General features: G+C 65.5%; 15 protein-coding genes and 1 pseudogene. 9 read left to right on the forward strand and 7 right to left on the reverse strand.

Annotation, left to right across the window (positions count from 1 at the left end; translation table 11 throughout):
• Nucleotides 1–789: 789 nt before the first annotated feature.
• Entirely contained in the window at nucleotides 790–999 is a 210-nt protein-coding gene (locus tag M6G65_RS06445; RefSeq protein ID WP_238198860.1) for a YgaP-like transmembrane domain, read from the reverse strand.
• Between the two features lie 188 nt (nucleotides 1,000–1,187).
• Here M6G65_RS06445 and M6G65_RS06450 point away from each other — a divergent pair, with 188 nt between their 5' ends.
• Nucleotides 1,188–1,565: a hypothetical protein gene (locus tag M6G65_RS06450; protein WP_250103717.1), complete on the forward strand. Its 378-nt coding sequence runs from the start codon at nucleotides 1,188–1,190 to the stop codon at nucleotides 1,563–1,565.
• Nucleotides 1,566–1,628: 63 nt separating this feature from the next.
• A pseudogene (gene tnpA / locus M6G65_RS06455) lies at nucleotides 1,629–1,978 on the forward strand (IS200/IS605 family transposase); the annotation flags it as partial.
• A 39-nt stretch (nucleotides 1,979–2,017) separates the two neighbouring features.
• Here the strand turns inward: tnpA and M6G65_RS06460 are convergent.
• Complete coding sequence (locus M6G65_RS06460) at nucleotides 2,018–2,302, reverse strand: hypothetical protein (protein WP_238198861.1); 285 nt, start codon at nucleotides 2,300–2,302, stop codon at nucleotides 2,018–2,020.
• A 180-nt stretch (nucleotides 2,303–2,482) separates the two neighbouring features.
• On the opposite strand from M6G65_RS06460, the gene M6G65_RS06465 reads away from it, so the two are divergent.
• The gene (locus tag M6G65_RS06465; protein ID WP_238198822.1) at nucleotides 2,483–2,725 is read left to right on the forward strand and encodes a hypothetical protein; all 243 of its coding nucleotides are present in this window, start codon (nucleotides 2,483–2,485) and stop codon (nucleotides 2,723–2,725) included.
• Nucleotides 2,726–3,061: 336 nt separating this feature from the next.
• On the opposite strand, the gene M6G65_RS06470 is transcribed toward M6G65_RS06465, so the two are convergent.
• Complete coding sequence (locus M6G65_RS06470; RefSeq protein ID WP_238198823.1) at nucleotides 3,062–3,640, reverse strand: tyrosine-type recombinase/integrase; 579 nt, start codon at nucleotides 3,638–3,640, stop codon at nucleotides 3,062–3,064.
• A gap of 403 nt (nucleotides 3,641–4,043) precedes the next feature.
• Here M6G65_RS06470 and M6G65_RS06475 point away from each other — a divergent pair, with 403 nt between their 5' ends.
• The 4 genes from M6G65_RS06475 (at nucleotide 4,044) to M6G65_RS06490 (ending at nucleotide 8,705) form a co-directional block, all read left to right on the forward strand.
• Nucleotides 4,044–6,026: a hypothetical protein gene (locus tag M6G65_RS06475; RefSeq protein ID WP_238198824.1), complete on the forward strand. Its 1,983-nt coding sequence runs from the start codon at nucleotides 4,044–4,046 to the stop codon at nucleotides 6,024–6,026.
• Between the two features lie 44 nt (nucleotides 6,027–6,070).
• Nucleotides 6,071–6,673, forward strand: a complete 603-nt coding sequence (locus M6G65_RS06480) for a hypothetical protein (protein WP_250103718.1) — start codon at nucleotides 6,071–6,073, stop codon at nucleotides 6,671–6,673.
• An 82-nt stretch (nucleotides 6,674–6,755) separates the two neighbouring features.
• Nucleotides 6,756–7,241 carry a hypothetical protein gene (locus M6G65_RS06485; RefSeq protein ID WP_238198826.1) on the forward strand — a complete coding sequence of 162 codons (486 nt, stop codon included), beginning with the start codon at nucleotides 6,756–6,758 and terminating at the stop codon, nucleotides 7,239–7,241.
• A gap of 396 nt (nucleotides 7,242–7,637) precedes the next feature.
• Nucleotides 7,638–8,705: a hypothetical protein gene (locus M6G65_RS06490; protein WP_238198827.1), complete on the forward strand. Its 1,068-nt coding sequence runs from the start codon at nucleotides 7,638–7,640 to the stop codon at nucleotides 8,703–8,705.
• Nucleotides 8,706–8,739: 34 nt separating this feature from the next.
• Here the strand turns inward: M6G65_RS06490 and M6G65_RS06495 are convergent, their stop codons facing one another.
• Nucleotides 8,740–9,096: a cupredoxin domain-containing protein gene (locus M6G65_RS06495; RefSeq protein WP_238198828.1), complete on the reverse strand. Its 357-nt coding sequence runs from the start codon at nucleotides 9,094–9,096 to the stop codon at nucleotides 8,740–8,742.
• Nucleotides 9,097–9,594: 498 nt separating this feature from the next.
• Here M6G65_RS06495 and M6G65_RS06500 point away from each other — a divergent pair, with 498 nt between their 5' ends.
• Both M6G65_RS06500 and M6G65_RS06505 read left to right on the forward strand, forming a co-directional pair.
• On the forward strand, nucleotides 9,595–10,020 hold the full coding sequence (locus M6G65_RS06500; protein ID WP_238198829.1) for a DUF1622 domain-containing protein: 426 nt from the start codon (nucleotides 9,595–9,597) through the stop codon (nucleotides 10,018–10,020).
• A gap of 4 nt (nucleotides 10,021–10,024) precedes the next feature.
• Nucleotides 10,025–10,375, forward strand: a complete 351-nt coding sequence (locus M6G65_RS06505; RefSeq protein WP_238198830.1) for a DUF1622 domain-containing protein — start codon at nucleotides 10,025–10,027, stop codon at nucleotides 10,373–10,375.
• Between the two features lie 341 nt (nucleotides 10,376–10,716).
• Here M6G65_RS06505 and M6G65_RS06510 read toward each other — a convergent pair whose 3' ends face one another.
• The 3 genes from M6G65_RS06510 to M6G65_RS06515 form a co-directional block, all read right to left on the reverse strand.
• Nucleotides 10,717–13,380, reverse strand: a complete 2,664-nt coding sequence (locus M6G65_RS06510; RefSeq protein WP_250103719.1) for an MHYT domain-containing protein — start codon at nucleotides 13,378–13,380, stop codon at nucleotides 10,717–10,719.
• A 582-nt stretch (nucleotides 13,381–13,962) separates the two neighbouring features.
• Entirely contained in the window at nucleotides 13,963–14,196 is a 234-nt protein-coding gene (locus tag M6G65_RS33680; protein WP_347710480.1) for a hypothetical protein, read from the reverse strand.
• A 55-nt stretch (nucleotides 14,197–14,251) separates the two neighbouring features.
• Entirely contained in the window at nucleotides 14,252–15,094 is an 843-nt protein-coding gene (locus tag M6G65_RS06515) for an FAD-dependent oxidoreductase (RefSeq protein WP_347710481.1), read from the reverse strand.
• Nucleotides 15,095–16,511 lie beyond the last annotated feature (1,417 nt).

Consider the following 16,511-nt stretch of genomic DNA (forward strand, 5'->3'; position numbering starts at 1 on the left):
GCTTCTGCTCATGAGCTCTCGTGGACTGAGACTCTATCGGATTCAGTACCGGACGCTGGAACGACTTTGATCTATCACAACGTGCGCACGCGCAGCAGATCGAGCGCGGGCCTGGCATTGAGATGCAATCTGCTGCCCACGAGACGGAGCTGCGACAGGCAGGTTATCGCCCACTGAGTAGACAAACCATCGAGGCAATCAAAAGGCTTCCGAAGCAGCGCAACACGGCGGCGGAGAAGACAATTCCGATCGCCGAGCAAACGCCGGGCGCTCGAGGACAGAAACGGCATAGCTTACCCTTGACAATCGGAGTGTTTGGCTCGTGCGGTTAAGCAAATGGCGGCAGCATCGGCTCAGGACGGAAAATAACTGGTATCGACCAATCCAAGCGAGATGTCGGGAAGCACACCGATGAAGCCTTTGCCCCGGTTGCCACGCAAATCTCGAGCTGCTCTGGAATGAGCTCGTTGATTTTTCTGTGACTCTGAGCCGTCTAGCCGGGAAGAGCGCGTATAGGTGCTGTAGGCGGACGTCACAGCCGCAGACAACAGGTGAGCACCGCCGCAAGGTGCCGAACTGAGAGCCGATCCAGCGCTCATCTCGGTCGTCGCGATTGGCGGTCGCGCAACACCTATCTCGCAGTATGCGGCACGGCCTATCTTCGAAATGATCAAGGAACTTGCGACCGCCATAGGCGGCTCCTGACCGCGAAAGGTTTAGCGTGTGTTCCGCCAACTCGCACAGGGCAAAGCCACGCGGACCTGCTCGCCAAGTCCGGCACAGCCGTGTTCAGATTCGTTGAATTGCGGACTTCATCGAGCAGTGACCACTGGCTCCACGGATGGCGAGTGCTGCTCCGGCAATCAGGGCTGCGAGGCTCAAGAGCTTGTTGGGACGCGGCTGCGCCGCAACAGCCGCCAGACCCAAGCCCAGCGCAACTGAGACGGCTCGCTCTGTCGTGGTGAGATTGGTCTGCAGGCTGAAGATATCGCGCACCATCTGGTTCGTCACAGGATGTTCTCCCCGGTGGGTGTGTCAGGCCAACCCAGGGGAGTCTGCTCCGTTCCTCGTCTCGCCTCACACCTGCACGTGCGTGATCGTCGCGGGGTTCGGCCGGATGCGTCCGACGCGCGTTTTCTCCAGGAGCCACACGCAGTGGTGTGTTCCTTTTTTCGAGAGGTAAGAGCATGAGACAGTTCGCAATGGCGGCTCTAGCCGCCGCCCTCGCGGCCGGAGCGATCCTCGGCAGCGCCCCCGCTCAGGCGGGAGGGTATGGCTACGACGCCTACGATGCGCCTGAAACAGTCGTGACCCGCCGCACCGTGGTGGAGCGCCGCGTCGTGGTCCCGCCGCGCGAGGTGGTGCGCGAGGTGGTCGCCGAGCGTCCCGTGGTGCGCCCGCGCCGGATCGTGCGCGAGGTTGTCGAGGAACGGCCTGTCGTGTACCGGCCGCGACCTGTGGTCCGCGAGGTCGTGGTGGAGCGCGACGGCTACTACGGTCCGCGCCGGTTCGGGCCGCGTCCGGTCGGCTACGGGTACGGGCCTGCCTTTGGTCTCTACGACTGACGCAACGGAGTGGGCCGGCCTGTTCTGCAGGCCGGCCCCTTAACCCACGTCCTCTCCGCGTTGGCGATCCGCGACTTGACGGCGATCTTCACAAAGGTGTGCCGCGATTTTGAGGCTGAGCTTGTTGAGTGCTCGGGCGAGGACGATCACGTCCACCTGCTCGTGACCTATACGCCCAAGGTCAGCCTGTCGAAGCTCGTCAACAGCCTCAAGGACGTATCGAGCCGAAAGCTCCGCGACATGCGCCCTGAAATCACAGGCCGCCACCACCGTGGCGTGCTCTGGACACCTTCGTACTTCGTCGCCTCGTGCGGCGGTGCCCCTTGTCGGCCGTAGCCGAGTACGTCCGTTCACAGCGCGCAGACGCGCGCTCTCCCCGGCCTGAAGACCGAGGTTTCAAGGATTTCCGATGAGAATGCCCCGCCGCTCCTGAGGCGGCGAGGCGCACCGCGCTACCTGCCGCTAGGCGCAGCACCGCTGCCGGTCACGCCATTGCCCATGCTGCTGCCAGCCGGAGCGCCGAGCGTGCTCGTGGGAGGCCCGCCGCTGGTGCCTGGAGTCATGCCCGTGCTCATGGAGCCAGTCTGCTCCATCGACTTTTGAGAATTGCTCTTCACGCTGCCGGGGTTGTTCATGTTGCCCTCGGCGCTGCCGCCGCCGGCCGGAGTCTGAGCGAGAGCCGATCCCGAGAGCATGACCGTGAACAGGGTCGCGAGGGTGAGTGTTCGTGCCTGCATAAGCGTTCCTCCTAGGGTCGTGTTGTCTAGCCAGATCAACGTCACGATGCATGCGATCGTTCAATCCTCGTCTCGACCTGCGCTTGGCCGATCTCGCCTCAAGACCAGTTTGCCAACAACCGTTCAGCGCAGTGGCCGGTGGACCGGTGTGGAGGCACGCCACGTCTTGGAGTCCGCAACATGAGCAGCTCGGACGTGCGCAGGGCGATGCTGAAGCTGATCGACGCACTCACCAATGAGGCCTTCAGAACCGAAGCGATCGCAGACGAACTCGTCCGAGTTGCGGAGGCTTTTTCCGGCCAGCCCGGTGCTGACGCGATACGCGACACTGCGCGAAGGCAGCGCGTGAGGGCACTTGAGTTGCGCGGTCAGCTCGCCGCCCTACGTACGGAATACGCCGTACGGTTTCTTCCGGAATCGTAGGAATTGGCTCGGACACGGAAGAGATGCAGAACGCCCCGATCCCCGCGCTGTCACACTCGTTCCTGCAGAAGCGTCGCGACACAAGGCGCATCACAGGATCGACTTTCTACTCCTACGTCCCCCCGGCCGCCACGACGCTTCAGCGACGAGCTCCCACATGATGTCTCCTTGTTGAGCGGAAGGCGCTGATGCACAGCTGTAGCAGCCGAGAAAACTACACAGGCCGAAGCGCGCGCTTCGAGTCCCACGTCGCTTGTCAGCCGCACTCAGGCTGGGTGCCAATGTGAACACACAGCGTGAGCCGCGCCTCGGCACTGACGGACGATGCGGCTGTGACTACCACATGCGGGCGGCGATCTCGCGTTCCTCGGCCCCCAAGACATCAGCATAGATCGAGGTGGTCGCGATATCAGCGTGACCCAGCCAGCGCTGCAGCAGGTTGAGCGGCACGCCCGAGCGCACGGCGTGCACGCCGAAGCCGTGGCGCAGACCCTTGGGCGAGGCGGCGGTCGCGCCGACTTCGGCATCCTGCATCACCGCTTTGATGTGCCGCCAGGCTGTCGTGCGCGCGATCGACCAGAGAGGCATCTCGGGTGGCCTTCGGCCGTGCACACGCTCGATCGCGATCATGACCGCAGCCGGTACGGGCACCTCGCGCACGATGCCGGGCCGACGCTTTTTGAGGGAGCGGATCGCGATAATCCCGCTCTCGCGGTCAAGGTCGGCGTGCGTGAGGTTGAGAGCTTCGGTAATCCGGCACCCTGTCCAGACGAGGACAAGGCAGAGCGTTCCGATCTCGGGCCTAGAGACCGTCGCCGCGCCGATGAAGCGCAGCCGCTCGCTGGGCGTGAGGTACTTGCGCCGTCCGCGAGCGGTGTGGAGCGATAGCGGCGCATCCGACGTCATGCGAGGCATGGGAGCGGATCCTGAGAACGTCCGTCGGTTGATGGCGGAACGGTGCGGAACGGTTTTTCCAATTCTGTTTACTTGTTTGAAATCACTGCGCTTCTACGCTTGCGAAACTGAGGCGGGACGGGGTACGATTTTGGCCATCCTCACTCTTGCCGGAGCGGTGCACGCACGGGCAGCGGTGTGGAACAGAATTGGAAATTCTGTTCCACGAATCGCTTCCAAGTATAGCGTTCCATGCACGCATTGTGAATCGCGCAAAGCTGAGTCAGATCAACCCTTTGCTGCTTGCGAATCGCGTTTGCGCTGTGCCGGCCTGCCGATCGAAGCGGCGATCGTCCAGTCGTGCCCGCCTCGACCGTCATCCAGTCGCAGAGAACGCTCCTGCGAACTCACAAGGTTTCGAATCGTGCGCCGCGCGTCCCTCTCGCTGCTCGTCGCCGGCACAATCGGCGCGACGGCAGCAACAGCCGCCCCGACGACCATGCCCGATTGGGTCGAGGCCTACACCCGGGAGGCGCTCACGGCTCCGGTCACGGTGGAGAATGCGCTGAAGTACCGGTGGTACCAGATCGGCGTCGCCATCCGATCCGAGCACCCGTTCGTATACGACATCGATATCGCGCCAGCGACGGCGCAGTTGCGGCGGCACGGCAACGCGGTCTCAAGCGAACTGAAGCAGCAGCTCGACGCCCGCTTCTCTGTTGTGCCCTCGTTGGAACAGGCGGGCCCCTTCACTGCCCAGTGCGGTTGGATCATGGCACGTGAGCGCGGGGAGGGGCCGACACAAGTCCAACTCGATCTCGACGCCTACTGCCGCGATCGGGCGATACCGGCCCTCTACGTGCGCCTCGTGCGCGAGCGAGCCCGGGCGTTCGACGTACGCCTGCCGACGCTGCGTACGCTCGACGTCAGCTATCCAAGCCGTCTGATCGGAACCTCGGGCTCAGTGGGGCGCGAGGATGTCCCGGCTGCTTTCGCGAAGGCACTTGAGGAGAGGCTCAACACCGCTCAGCCAAGCGTCGTCGGGGAACTGGCTGCGCACTTCCGGGCTGCGGCCATCGGCGACGCACCCTTGCAGACCGACGCCGCCGTGTGCCGCGACCTGCTCGGCCCCTGGTACCCGCGGCACGATCCGGTTCGTGACATGGCGCTGAGCGATCCTCTGCGCAGCGCTGAAGCCGGCGGGGATGCGGCACTGCGCTTCGGCCAGGCCATCAGCGACGCATGCCGTCGCGAGGCGAAGGCGTGGCTGATGCGCCAACAACCCGCGATCGACACCGCCATTCGCGCCGGGTTTGCCGCCATCGATCCAAACCAGGGGCCAATTCTGTCGGTTCGCGCACGTTGCACGGCCGTGCTTGGTCGCTGGTTCGCGTCGCTCGAGGGTTTCGAGCTCACGCTGACCGGCCCCCTCCAGCAGACCTGCCAGCGAGAAGCACGCGCGCTCAACGAGCGGGCCGTCGACATCCACGCCAAGGCTGTGACCGCACGCTTCGTGACCGCCGCCCGGTCGGTCGCCGGGCTCGAGCAGAATGGCTGGTTCGAACCCTCTGCGGACGATCTGCAGACCGTGCACGATCCAAGAGATCCGGACTGGGGTGAGGTCGACCGCCTGATGCGGGCGCGCACGCAAGCCATGATCCAGCCGTCGCGTGACGCTGCCCGGAACGCCGCGGTGTCCGAAATTGCCGATCTCTACGGGCAGGCCCACCTGACGGATGCGGAACTGCAGCCGGCCCGCCGCGTCTGTGAGCCTTATCTCGCCAAGCCGACGCGGACGCTGCCATCCGGCGGCGGAAGCGTGCGTGACACGATCCGCGAGGCCTGTCGCGAACAGGAGAACCGGGTTGGTCTCCGGCGCGCCGAGAAGGCCGTCGCGGTCGCGGGTATCGAGACGGTGCTGGGGAAGGGCCGGCTCGTCCTGACCGCGCCTGACGGCGGCCTGTCCTACGTGGATCCTCGCGCCTTGGTGATCGCGGCGGCTGCCAATGGCTTGCAGGTCACCTTTGAGCGTACGTCCTCGTGGTTCTTCTGGACGCGTGAGCGCGTCCGTATCACGTCCCTCGGCCGTGACAATCCGGTCCTGAGCGGGGATCTCACAGCGGACCGGCATCCGACTCTGGGACCTGTCTGGCGCGTCACCGAGCTTCAGGAGCTCCCAGGTCTCGCGGGTCCGCTCGCGACACTCGCCTGCGTTGCGCAGGGACAGCAGGCGGTCGACACGCTCTTGACCCTGGGGCTGGCCGGAGCGGCAAGTCTTTTCATCTTCGACGCTCCCCGCACCGGCGCTGAACTGATCGGCATCGCCCTCGATGGCGTGGCGGGTGCGACCCGGTGCGAGACCGCGCGGCGAGGCTACTTCGCAGCGCCATCCGCCTCTGCGTCGTGATGGATCATCGATCTCGCCCCTCTCGCGCCTGACGGTCACGCCCGATGCCCCTTCAACTCCCGAAGCAGAGCGCCAGCGGGCTGCAGCACTACGACGACGTCCTGCAGCTGACAGGACGGCAGTATCGCTTGACGGCCGACGGCGTGACCATTGGCGTGGTGCTCGGGCGGCTCGACGCGCGGACCGGGTGGCTGCCCATCGGTCTCGCCGACCCCCGGAACGCCTACTGGGCTGAGACCCTGTACTACGACGCCAATCGGCGCAGGATTGACGTCTACGATCTGGATCGCTGGACCGCCTTCGTCGGTACCTACGCGGGAGGCGGCTGGCTGCTCGACCTCGTCACCGGTCTCGGACGCTTCACACTCATGGTCATCGGCGGCAGCATGTCGGCGCTGATGAGAGGTTTCGCCGTCGCATTCCTGCCAGCGATGCTGTTCGGAGTGTTCGGCCTCTTTCTCTACGGCTTCTTCGGCTACGTTCTATACCTGTGGGCCATGCAGTGGCTGCCGCACCTGATCGGCGGCATCCTCGCCTGGATCGGCCTGTGCGCCGTAATCGCTCTGGAGCGCCGCGCGCGCTGCCAACGGATCGGCCGAACCTTGGAAGTCCTGATCGAGCACCAGCTGATGCCGGTCTTCGTCTGACAGCGGTCTGGCTCGTCGCACCCACGCACCACCTTCAATCGAACCAAGTAGGGTTGAAATGATTTTGCGCCTCGTCGCATCGATGACGCTCGCCTGCTGCGCCAGCATCAGCACGGCCCAGGCCGAGACAGCCTGGCAGAAGCTGACCTATTCGGATCCGCGGCACCCGTCCGCGTTCTCGCCGATCGTCACGCCGCTCTGGCGGCGCGAACTGGCCGATAAGCCGTTCTACCAGATCCACGCCGCGCGCTTCGAGGCGGCGGGTACGACCTACCTCGTGAGCGTCGCCTTCGCCGGAGGCATTTGCGCTATGGGAGCCAACGACCGCAACGCGGTGGCGGAGCCCGCGATCTGCCCGGCGCGGTTCGATGTTCTGCGAGACGGAGCGGTGGTGCACACGGTCCGCGGCCGGGCGTGCTCTGTCGCGCCACTGCCTGAGGACGCCATGGCGAACCCGACCGATACCACCGAGGTGCGGTTCGACGCCGCTTCGATAACGGTCAACTTTCGATCGCGGTTGAGCGGCAAGTGGGTCCGCACGTGCCAGAGGCGGATGCGGGTACGATGAGGCGCAAACGCTGATCGATCACCACCCTTGTCAGGGCGCGAACGTCGGTGGTTGGTTCATACTACAGAGATATCCAACGCAGCGGCATCTCGTTGAAAAGGCGGCAGCTTTGGCATCGCAGTGTTGTCCAACGGGTTCCGCCCCGGCGCTGACCACAAGCCCTGCAGCTAGAATGTCCCGGAACGCACTCTCAACGCGGTCGTACTCAATGCTAGAGGCGTTCCAGGTCTATGCCCACACACGCCCCACCCTCTTGGGACCGACCCTATCGCATTCCAGAACACGAGGGCGTTAACCACCTCGCAACAAAGGTTAACTTTGAGTTGACGCAAAGCTTGGCCTTGTGTGCATCTACGCAGGCGGACACTCACTCCGCTGCGTAGTCACGAGGTCACCATGGTTCGGCGAACGGCATCCTTGGCTTTGTCGCGCCGTGGTGCCGGTGTTCTACCCGCCCTGGCTGCCTCGGTGCTGCTGCTCGCCGGGACCGGCTCTGCCAGCGCCCACGTGAAGTGGTTCTGCGCCTACGATGTCGCCGGGCAGCCACGCGGTCTCGAACAGGTGCTCTGCGCCGACTTCGAGTGGCTCTGCGCCCTGGCCATCGGCTGCCTGATGTTCGGTTGCCTCGCCGAGGGCACGCCGCTCGGCACCGCGCTGCTCAACGCGCTCGACCGCGTCACCAGCCGCATCCGCACCGACACCGAACTCTTGGTCCGCTGTACGCTCGGCTTCTTCCTGGTCTCGCTCTGGGGGCTCGGCGGCATCATCCTCACCCCGGAACTCAAGACCGACGCCGCCTGGATCTCGTGGCTGCAACTCGCCATGGCCGCCTGCCTGATCTGGCGCAGAGCCATGCCGCTCACCGGCCTCGGCATCGTGTTCCTGTTCGCTTACGCGACCAGCCAGTACGGCGTGTTCCACCTCGCCGACTATCCCGTCTTCCTCGGCGTGGCCGCCTACCTGATCCTGCGCGGCCTCGACATCGAGCCCTATGGCGTTCGCCCGCTTGACATCGTGCGCTGGGCCGCGGCCGTGACGCTGATGTGGGCGTCGGTCGAGAAGTGGGCCTACCCGCAATGGACCCACCCGCTGCTGGCCGCCAAGCCGGGGATGACCATGGGCGCGAGCCCCGAGTTGTTTATGCAGGCGGCGGGCGTGATCGAGTTCACCTTGGCCTTCGCGCTGATCTGGACGCCCCTGGTGCGCCGCGCCGCAGCCATCATCCTGGCGGCGATCTTCATCTCGGCGGTGTTCGAGTTTGGCAAGGTGGACGCGGTCGGCCACTCCGGCATCATCGTCGTGCTGCTGGGCATCGCCGCAGACGATGCGCGCCGGGCTGTCCGGGTTCGGGATGTAGTCGCCGCACCCGCTTGGTACGGCGGCGCGCTCGCGAGCTTCCTGGCGCTGTACTACCTCGGGCACGAGGTCCTGTTCGGTACTCTCAGCAGCTTGCCGGTGATCTGAGGCAAGCTCCGCACCGAAGCGCTTATGGGCTCGCCTACCGCACGTGGACGGCGAGCTTCATCTTGGGGTGCACGCCGCACAGGACAAAGAAGTCACCTTCCTTGGGGAAGGTGATGACCGCCCTTCCGCCGGGCTCGATGTCGCCGGAGTCGTAGGCGAGATCGGGAGCCTCCACGTAGGCATGGTGGACGAAGTTGCTGTCGTCGTTGACGATGGTCACGCGCTCGCCAGGACGCAGGTTCACCGCCTCGGGGCCGAAGCGCTTGCCCTTCTGCGAAACGATGTGCTCCGCGCCCGGCAGACTGGCGACAGCTGCCCCTGCAAGGGCCAGTACGGTCGCCGCGCCGAGAGCGGGGGGGCCAAACAAGCCGAGATGATTGTTCAGGCGCATAGCGACACCACCGATCTGCAATCGCTCAGGTTTGCAGAACTGACCTGGCATTTTCTAATGGGTGATTAACGCGACGGCTGCCGAGCCGTCATCCGGCCAGAGCGCGAAGCGCGAGAGAGGGCCTCGATCTTGGCACAAGGCCTCGCATGAGGTTCAGCCACAGAATCCGTGATCGCCGCGGGTGCAGTACGCCGACCGCTGAGCAGGGTACCGTGTGGCCTTTGCGGGCGGCTGACGGCCAGTGCGACCCGCGGCCGGCGCTCCCGAGATGCTCGTGTACTCGCTCACCGTATTCTGCGGAGGGTTCAGGCAGCTCCGCTGCCTTGTGCATTGGAGAAGCCGTCTCTGGACGGCTCCGCGCGTGGACAGAGCTCGTGCGGGTCCAAACCGGCGTCGACGGCCAGTGAGCATGGTGAGCATGAAGCTGACCTTGCCCGAGCAGGTCTACCGCCGATCACAGACGGGAAACCAAGTCGCGGCACGGGGGTTGGGGGGCGGATGGAAGAGTATTTCAAGGCCCTCACACTCTGGCTCGCTGCTGGCACCGAAGCTGCTGCTGCCCTTATCATCGGCCTCGCGACGATCGAGGCCGTCTTCTCCGCGCTGCTTCTCTTTCTGCCCGGGACTTCACGCCACGCTGGCTCGCGTGAGCCGCAGGACGCCAAGGAGCAGGTCCGGCTCAAGCTTGGTCGCTGGTTGGCCGTGGCCCTGGAGTTCGAACTCGGGGCAGACATCCTGCGCACCGCCGTCGCGCCGACCTGGTCCGAGATCGGTCAGCTCGCCGCCATCGCCACGATTCGGACCCTTCTCAATTACTTCCTCCAGAAGGAGATCGATACGGCCGAGGCCCGTGAGGGCCAAGCTTCAAACCGCTCAGCCGATAATCCAGCGTCATCGTCCGCAGGGCTGACGAAGGTGCCTTAAGCCGATGATCGCTTCCGCTCTCGATCATACTGTCCTCGACCTTGCGCTCCTGATCGAGTTCGGCGGCTCGCTGCTCGTCGTCGCCGGATGCGCTCACGGGCTCTTCGTGCTCTTCAGAAACCGCGGCAGCCGGGAGAGCATCGTGCGCGCCCGATTGCTCGTGGCCGACAGCATCATCGCGGCGCTGGGCTTCAAGACCGCTGCCACCCTGCTCAAGACCATCGAGCTGCGGACCTGGGACGCGATCCTGATGTTCGCGGCAATCTTCGCCCTGCGCACGCTGATCAAACGCGTGCTCGCCTGGGAAGAGGAGCGGCTGCGCGCAAGAGCAGCACTGAGGGCTTCGGAGTACTGAACGGACTGCCCCTTCCGTTCCTGCTCGGCATCTTCGCGATGGCCGCCGGTGCGATCAGATACGCGGGCATCAGACTGTCCGACATAACCGATGTGCTCTCAACCCGGCTCCGTCTCGATGAGGCTCTGGCCGAGAAGGCGACGAGCTGAGTTCGGCAATGTTGACCGTTGGCGTTCGTGAGACGGCACTCCGCGCCGCTCATAGATTTGTTCCTCGCCCCGGATGCTTCCACCACGACGGCAGTGGTGAGGCAGTTGAAGCCATCGGGCTTCACCCTGATCGAGACCGACCCGTTCGTTGCGCCAGCCGCTAGCCCTGACGCGCAGCCTGGCCCGGACGCATCAGTCGGATGGCTCGCTCGCGGCGAGGGCGGTTGCGTTGCTCAGCCGCCCGACTTCGGCGGCGACCTCCTGCAGGCTGGTGTCACCCTTGCGCAGCACGCGGTCAGCTCCGGCAAGCTGCCGTCGCTCCTCGACTGACACATCTCGCGCGCTCAACACCACCACTGGCACCGCGGCGCAGTCGGGCATCGCGCGCATCTGGCGCAGGAAGGTGAAGCCGTCCACCACCGGCATGGTTAAGTCGAGGAGCACCAAGCGCGGAACCGCAGCCCGCACACGTTCCAGCGCCTCGGCCCCGTCGCCAGCCTCGCGCACGGCAAAGCCGCGACGCTCCAGCATCGTGCGGAGTTGCCTGCGCATCTCCGCGTCATCGCCGACCACCAACACATCGCCGGCTCCCGCGCCGATCCGGTCGAGCACCCCTCGTAGCCGCGCCCAGTCCACCGGCTTCGGCACCGCGCCGACCGCGCCGAGAGAGGTGCTGAGCGCCGCGTCGGCCATGAAGCTGACCATGACAACGGGAATGTCCCGGGTTGCGGGGTCGTCCTTCAAGGTGGCGAGCACCGCCCAGCCGTCGATCTCCGGCAACATAACATCGAGCAGCACCGCCGCGGGTCGGAGCCGTCGGGTAAGGTCGAGGGCGACATGGCCATTCGCCGCCGTGCGTACCGAGAAGCCCTGTCGGGTCAGGAATCGGCACATCAAGTCGCGCTGGCTCGCCTCGTCATCCACGACGAGGACGAGGCCGCGACCGGTGTGCTCCGCCGACGATGCCGTGGCGTCAGCCTCCGCCTCAGCGCCCGCCACTTCGGTCCCTGGTCTTGGAAGGTTTGCGGGGACGACGAGCGTGAACGTGGTCCCCGTCCCTTCAACGCTCTCCACCGTGACATCGCCGCCCATCAGATTGGCGAAAGCCTTTGTCAGGGCGAGCCCGAGGCCGGTGCCGCCGTACTTGCGTGTCGTGGTCTCGTCCGCTTGGCTAAAGCGCTCGAACAGCCCCGCTACCTGCTCGGGCGTCATCCCGATGCCAGTGTCAGAGACTGCAAAGATCAGTCGATCGCTGCCGGAGCCTGGCTCGCGGCGGAGGCGCAGGGTAATGGCTCCGCCCTCCGTGAACTTGGCGGCATTGCCGAGAAGGTTGAACAGGCACTGACGCAGCTTGACCGCGTCGGTCCGAGCGGACCCTAGGTCGGGTGCAAGGTCGAGGGAGAGGCGGTTGCTCCTTTTGGTGATCAGCGCTTCCACGGTCGCCGCCACCTCGCGGGCGAACGGTTCGAGCACGATGTCTTCCGGGTGGACATCCATTCTCTCGGCCTCGACCTTGGACAGATCGAGGACGTCGTTGATCAGCCCGAGCAGGTGCTGGGCGTTCGTGCGGATCTTGCCGAGATCATCCAGGAAGACGTCCTGCCCGAGGTCCTCCGCCTCTTCCTGCAGCATCTCCGCGTAGCCGATGACCGCCGTGAGCGGCGTGCGAAGCTCGTGGCTCATGTTGGCCAGAAACCGGCTCTTGGCCCGGCTCGCCTCTTCTGCGGCATCTCGCGCCTCGCGAAGAGCCTCTTCATAGGCGTGGCGCGCCGTGACGTCCTCATGAACCCCGACCCACTCGCGTACCGCTCCGTCGGCGTCGCGGACCGGTACGGCGCGCACGAGATAGTACCGCCAACTGCCGTCCGACGTTCGCACCCTGTGCTCGGCGGTGTAGGGACGCTGGGCCCGTACGGCGTCGTCCCAGGCGGCAAGGGTCGCCGCCGCGTCCTCCGGATGGATCGCCGTCGCCCAACCCCTGCCGTGGTACTCGGCGTAGCTCTGCCCAGTCATGCCGGACCAACCGGGCTGCTCCTCGACAAACTGTCCGTCTGAACTGGCCGTCCACATGATGCCGCGCACGGCCTGAACGGCGGAGCGGAACCGCGCCTCGCTGACGTGCAAGCGTTTCTGGACCCTCCGCTGGTCAAGGGAACTCGCCAGCATCGCCAGGAACAGGATGACGAAGGTCGCGCCCGCTACCCCGAGCGCGAGGTTCTGCTGGCTCGTTCCCAGGGGTGCGACGTGGGGATCATGTGCGCCGGTTGCCTCGGCGGTGAACGTCGCCGCGGCCATGCCGGTGTAGTGCATACCCGCCACGGCCAAGCCCATGACGCAGGCGGCGGCGAGCTTCTGCCAGGGCTGGTTGCGGCGGAAGGTCAGCCACAAGGCCGCGGTTGCGGCGGTGACCGCGATCGCTACCGACAGGACGACGATCCCGGGATCGTAGGCGAGATTGCCGGGCACCCGCATCGCGGCCATGCCGGTGTAGTGCATCGCCGCCACACCGACGCCCATGACGGGCCCGGCGACGAGGAGGGCGCGCGGTCCTGTGCCGCGCAGCGCCACCCAGGCGAACGCACCGGCTGTGACGCCGACCGCGATCAGGAGCGACAGGAGTGTCAGGCCGAAGTCATACGCAGCGGGCAGGCCCATCTCGAACGCGAGCATGCCGACGAAGTGCATCGCCCAGATGCCGCCGCCCATCGCGACCGCCGCGCCTGCACCCCAAGCCCACCGACGGCCGGCTTCATGCGAGCGCACCCGCGCCCCGAGATCGAGTGCGGCGTAGGCTGCGAACACCGCGATGGCAACGGACAGAGCGACGAGGGCCGGGTTGTAGCCGGTGTGAACCATCTGTGCGCTTCGCTCGTGTGGATCGTGTCGTCCGAGGACGTCTTTGCAGCCGCCGCGGAGCCCGCGTCGAGGCGCTCATCTAGGTCGGCGCTTGGCGCGCATCTACGATCAGGGGCAGGAGGACACGCAGCAGGTGAAATCGAAAGTTGGGACCGAAGCGGAAAGCTTGGCAGCCATTCCTGGGATTGAGCGGTGTTGCTCAGTCCGAAAGCGTTGTCGCGGGCCGTCAATAGAGACACCAACTCCTACATTTTCGGTCGAGAGCCGAGCAACCCTCTTGACCCTGTCGGAGTTAATGCAAATTAGAGTCCTAGAAAAAAGAGCCGCCCCGGAGAGAGGCGGCTCAGTCTAGGGAGGAAACGCCCAGTGATGGGCCGCAGCAGGGTGACGCCGTCACCCTGCTGCGGTGCGTCAACCTGCATTGCGTAGCAAGGTTCCGTATTCAGAGTACAAGTCCGAGCCGAAGCGCCTTGGCGTCTAAAATCAGGCTGTCGTCGTCGCTCCCTCGCAGCTTGGTCCAGCGGCCTCAATCTGACGCTTGGTACCCGCAGCGAGGGGCTGCTCCCGTCCCCGGGCAGACGTTCACGAAGGCTCCCGCTCCAACATCGCGACCACACCGCGAGGCGCGCTCTCGCCGAAGAACCACGCGAGGTTCCGCGCGGACTCGCGGGCGACCGCGGTGCTGCGGGCAAACAGATCCTCTTCGTAAGCTGCGAGTGCGGCACCCGTGTTGTCAGGCGCGGCGATGATCGCTCTCGCAAGGTCGGCTCCGTCGTAGAGGGCGAGGTTTGCTCCCTCACCCGCAAACGGTGACATCAGGTGCGCCGCGTCGCCGAGGAGGGTCAGGCCGGGCGCGCGTTCCCAGCGGTGATCAACCGGCAGCGTGTGGATGGGACGAAGAATGGGATCGGTGTCGCTGTTCGTGATGAGGGCGGTGAGGTGCGGTGCCCACCCTCTCGAATTCCGCGGCAATGCGGGCCAGGGCTGCCTCCGCATTGCCGAAGTCGATGGCGTCGAACCAGGACATCGACCTGTTCAGGGTCGTGTAGGTGTGCAGCCGACCGTCCGAATACCGGTGGGCCAGGATACCCATACCCGGAGCCACGGCCATGAGCGTGCCGCCGCCGATTGCGTCCGCGCTTGCCCTGAGGCGCGCGTCACCGTCGAGAACGACCGTCTCGACGAATGAGGTGCCCGCGTAGGCGGGCGCTGCCCGCGAGAGCAGGGGGCGAACCTTCGACCACGCGCCGTCCGCGCCCACGAGCAGATCGGTCGTGATCGTCGCGCCGTTTGCGAAGGTGACCGCGTGCCGCCCGTCACCGCGTGCGGCGATCGCGATCGCTCTATGGCCCCACCGGATCGTCCCTGCGGGGAGGGAGGCGATCAGCATCCGCCGGAGGTCGCCGCGATCGACCTCGGGCCGATGGCCCATTGGGCTACCGGGCCTGTCGAACAGGATGGTGCCGTCCTGATCGGCGACACGCTTGGCGTCTTCGCCGGGGCGCACGAGGCGGAGGAAGGTTTCGTGGAGTCCCGCGGCTCTCAGGGCGATCTGGCCGGTGCGTTCGTGGATGTCGAGCAAGCCGCCCTGGGCTCTGGCGTCGGCTGATGGCTCGGCCTCGTAGATCGCTGCAGCGATCCCGTGGAGGTGGAGGACGCGGGCCAGCACGAGCCCGCCGAGACCTGCGCCAAGGATCGTGATCGACTGTCGCATGGATGCGCTCCTGAGACCGCAGGCGTGCAGCACGCGTCGGTGCTGATCGCTGCGGCTGCCCAAGGTCGTTGGGCATTTGCTTCGGAGACGCTGACCGACCCGCGCGAGGCGCGCGGGGGCGTATGCTCGACAGCCCGGTTCCGGACGGTCGTTTTTCGCGACACCACCGAGGTTACCTCCGGTCACGCGGTTAGGCAATCCTCCCGATCCTACAGCGAGCCCGAAGGAAAACTTTTGATCTGCCTTTCGCCAAAGCTTGAGGGTTACCGGAGATCTCTCGTTTTCGATCGCCCCGTGAAAACCCCTGAGCGATCCGCACCGATGCCCAGTACTCGCCTGAAAAGTCTGCAAGACCTGAAATGCTATGATTGCCGCGCCGCGCGCAAGCAGACATGGTGAGCGGCATTAGAAAATGAACGACCGGTTTATGTCAGAGCGGCTTGACGGAAATGGCGAGATGGCCGTGCGCATCCGCGGCCACGACTGGGCAGCGACACCACTCGGTCCCATCGAGGCATGGCCGGCGAGTCTGCGCACGGCCGTCGATCTGACGCTTGGCAGTCCGGTCGCCACGATCTTGTTGTGGGGACCCACCCACATCCAGATCTACAATGATCCTTGGCGAACCCTGATGAGTGGCAAGCACCCCGCCGCGTTCGGTCAGCCGACGCATGCATGCTTCCCGGAGATCGCTGACATCATGGCACCGCTCTACGAGCGCGTGCAGCGGGGGGAAGCCGTCATCCTTCAGGACGCGTTGTTGCCAATCAACCGAGACGGCGCGGTGAAGGAGGCGTGGTGGAACGTCCACTACCTGCCGGTGCGCAACGGCGGCAACACGGTTGTTGGCATCTTCTGCACGGTCATCGAGACCACGAAGGCGGTTATGGCGGAACGGGAGCGGACGGCCGCAGTCGCCGCCCTGCACGAGAGTGAGGCGAAGTACCGAACACTCTTCACGGCCATTGATGAAGGTCTGGCGGTCTTCGATATGATCTTCGATGAGGGCGGGAAGGCCGTCGATTTCCGTTACGTCGAGACGAACGACGGGTTCGCCAAGCAAACCGGGCGCAGGCCCGAGCCGGGCCAGACCATGCGGGAGGTGTTTCCGGAAGCCGAGGACATGTGGCTCGATCTCTACGCGACGGTCACCCGAACCGGGCAAGCGGAGCGGTTCGCCGACTTCGTCGCTGGGCTGGACCGTTGGTACAGCGTCTATGTATTTCCGGCTGGTGCGCCAGGGCAGAACCGGCTTGCCGCCCTGTTTACCGACGTCACGGATCGCAGGCGGGCCGAGGACGCACTACGTGAGAGCGAGGAGCTCCGCCGCATCGCGCTCGAGGGCGGGCGCATGGGCACGTGGCGCTTGGACCTGCGCGACGAGCTGATCTGGGGCGACGCCGCATTCCTGGAGCTG

Origin of the sequence: Methylobacterium tardum (genome assembly GCF_023546765.1) — a bacterium.
Lineage (GTDB): Bacteria > Pseudomonadota > Alphaproteobacteria > Rhizobiales > Beijerinckiaceae > Methylobacterium > Methylobacterium tardum.

Bases quoted from the DNA above. Each gene is read 5' to 3' on its own strand.
- M6G65_RS06445 (WP_238198860.1), bottom strand. From the start codon at position 999: ATGGTGCGCGATATCTTCAGCCTGCAGACCAATCTCACCACGACAGAG.
- M6G65_RS06470 (WP_238198823.1), bottom strand. From the start codon at position 3,640: ATGCCTCGCATGACGTCGGATGCGCCGCTATCGCTCCACACCGCTCGC.
- M6G65_RS06465 (WP_238198822.1), top strand. From the start codon at position 2,483: ATGAGCAGCTCGGACGTGCGCAGGGCGATGCTGAAGCTGATCGACGCA.
- M6G65_RS06485 (WP_238198826.1), top strand. From the start codon at position 6,756: ATGACGCTCGCCTGCTGCGCCAGCATCAGCACGGCCCAGGCCGAGACA.
- M6G65_RS06515 (WP_347710481.1), bottom strand. From the start codon at position 15,094: ATGCGACAGTCGATCACGATCCTTGGCGCAGGTCTCGGCGGGCTCGTG.
- M6G65_RS06495 (WP_238198828.1), bottom strand. From the start codon at position 9,096: ATGCGCCTGAACAATCATCTCGGCTTGTTTGGCCCCCCCGCTCTCGGC.
- M6G65_RS06510 (WP_250103719.1), bottom strand. From the start codon at position 13,380: ATGGTTCACACCGGCTACAACCCGGCCCTCGTCGCTCTGTCCGTTGCC.
- M6G65_RS06505 (WP_238198830.1), top strand. From the start codon at position 10,025: ATGATCGCTTCCGCTCTCGATCATACTGTCCTCGACCTTGCGCTCCTG.
- M6G65_RS06450 (WP_250103717.1), top strand. From the start codon at position 1,188: ATGAGACAGTTCGCAATGGCGGCTCTAGCCGCCGCCCTCGCGGCCGGA.
- M6G65_RS06460 (WP_238198861.1), bottom strand. From the start codon at position 2,302: ATGCAGGCACGAACACTCACCCTCGCGACCCTGTTCACGGTCATGCTC.
- M6G65_RS06480 (WP_250103718.1), top strand. From the start codon at position 6,071: ATGCCCCTTCAACTCCCGAAGCAGAGCGCCAGCGGGCTGCAGCACTAC.
- M6G65_RS33680 (WP_347710480.1), bottom strand. From the start codon at position 14,196: ATGTCACCGTTTGCGGGTGAGGGAGCAAACCTCGCCCTCTACGACGGA.
- M6G65_RS06500 (WP_238198829.1), top strand. From the start codon at position 9,595: ATGGAAGAGTATTTCAAGGCCCTCACACTCTGGCTCGCTGCTGGCACC.
- M6G65_RS06490 (WP_238198827.1), top strand. From the start codon at position 7,638: ATGGTTCGGCGAACGGCATCCTTGGCTTTGTCGCGCCGTGGTGCCGGT.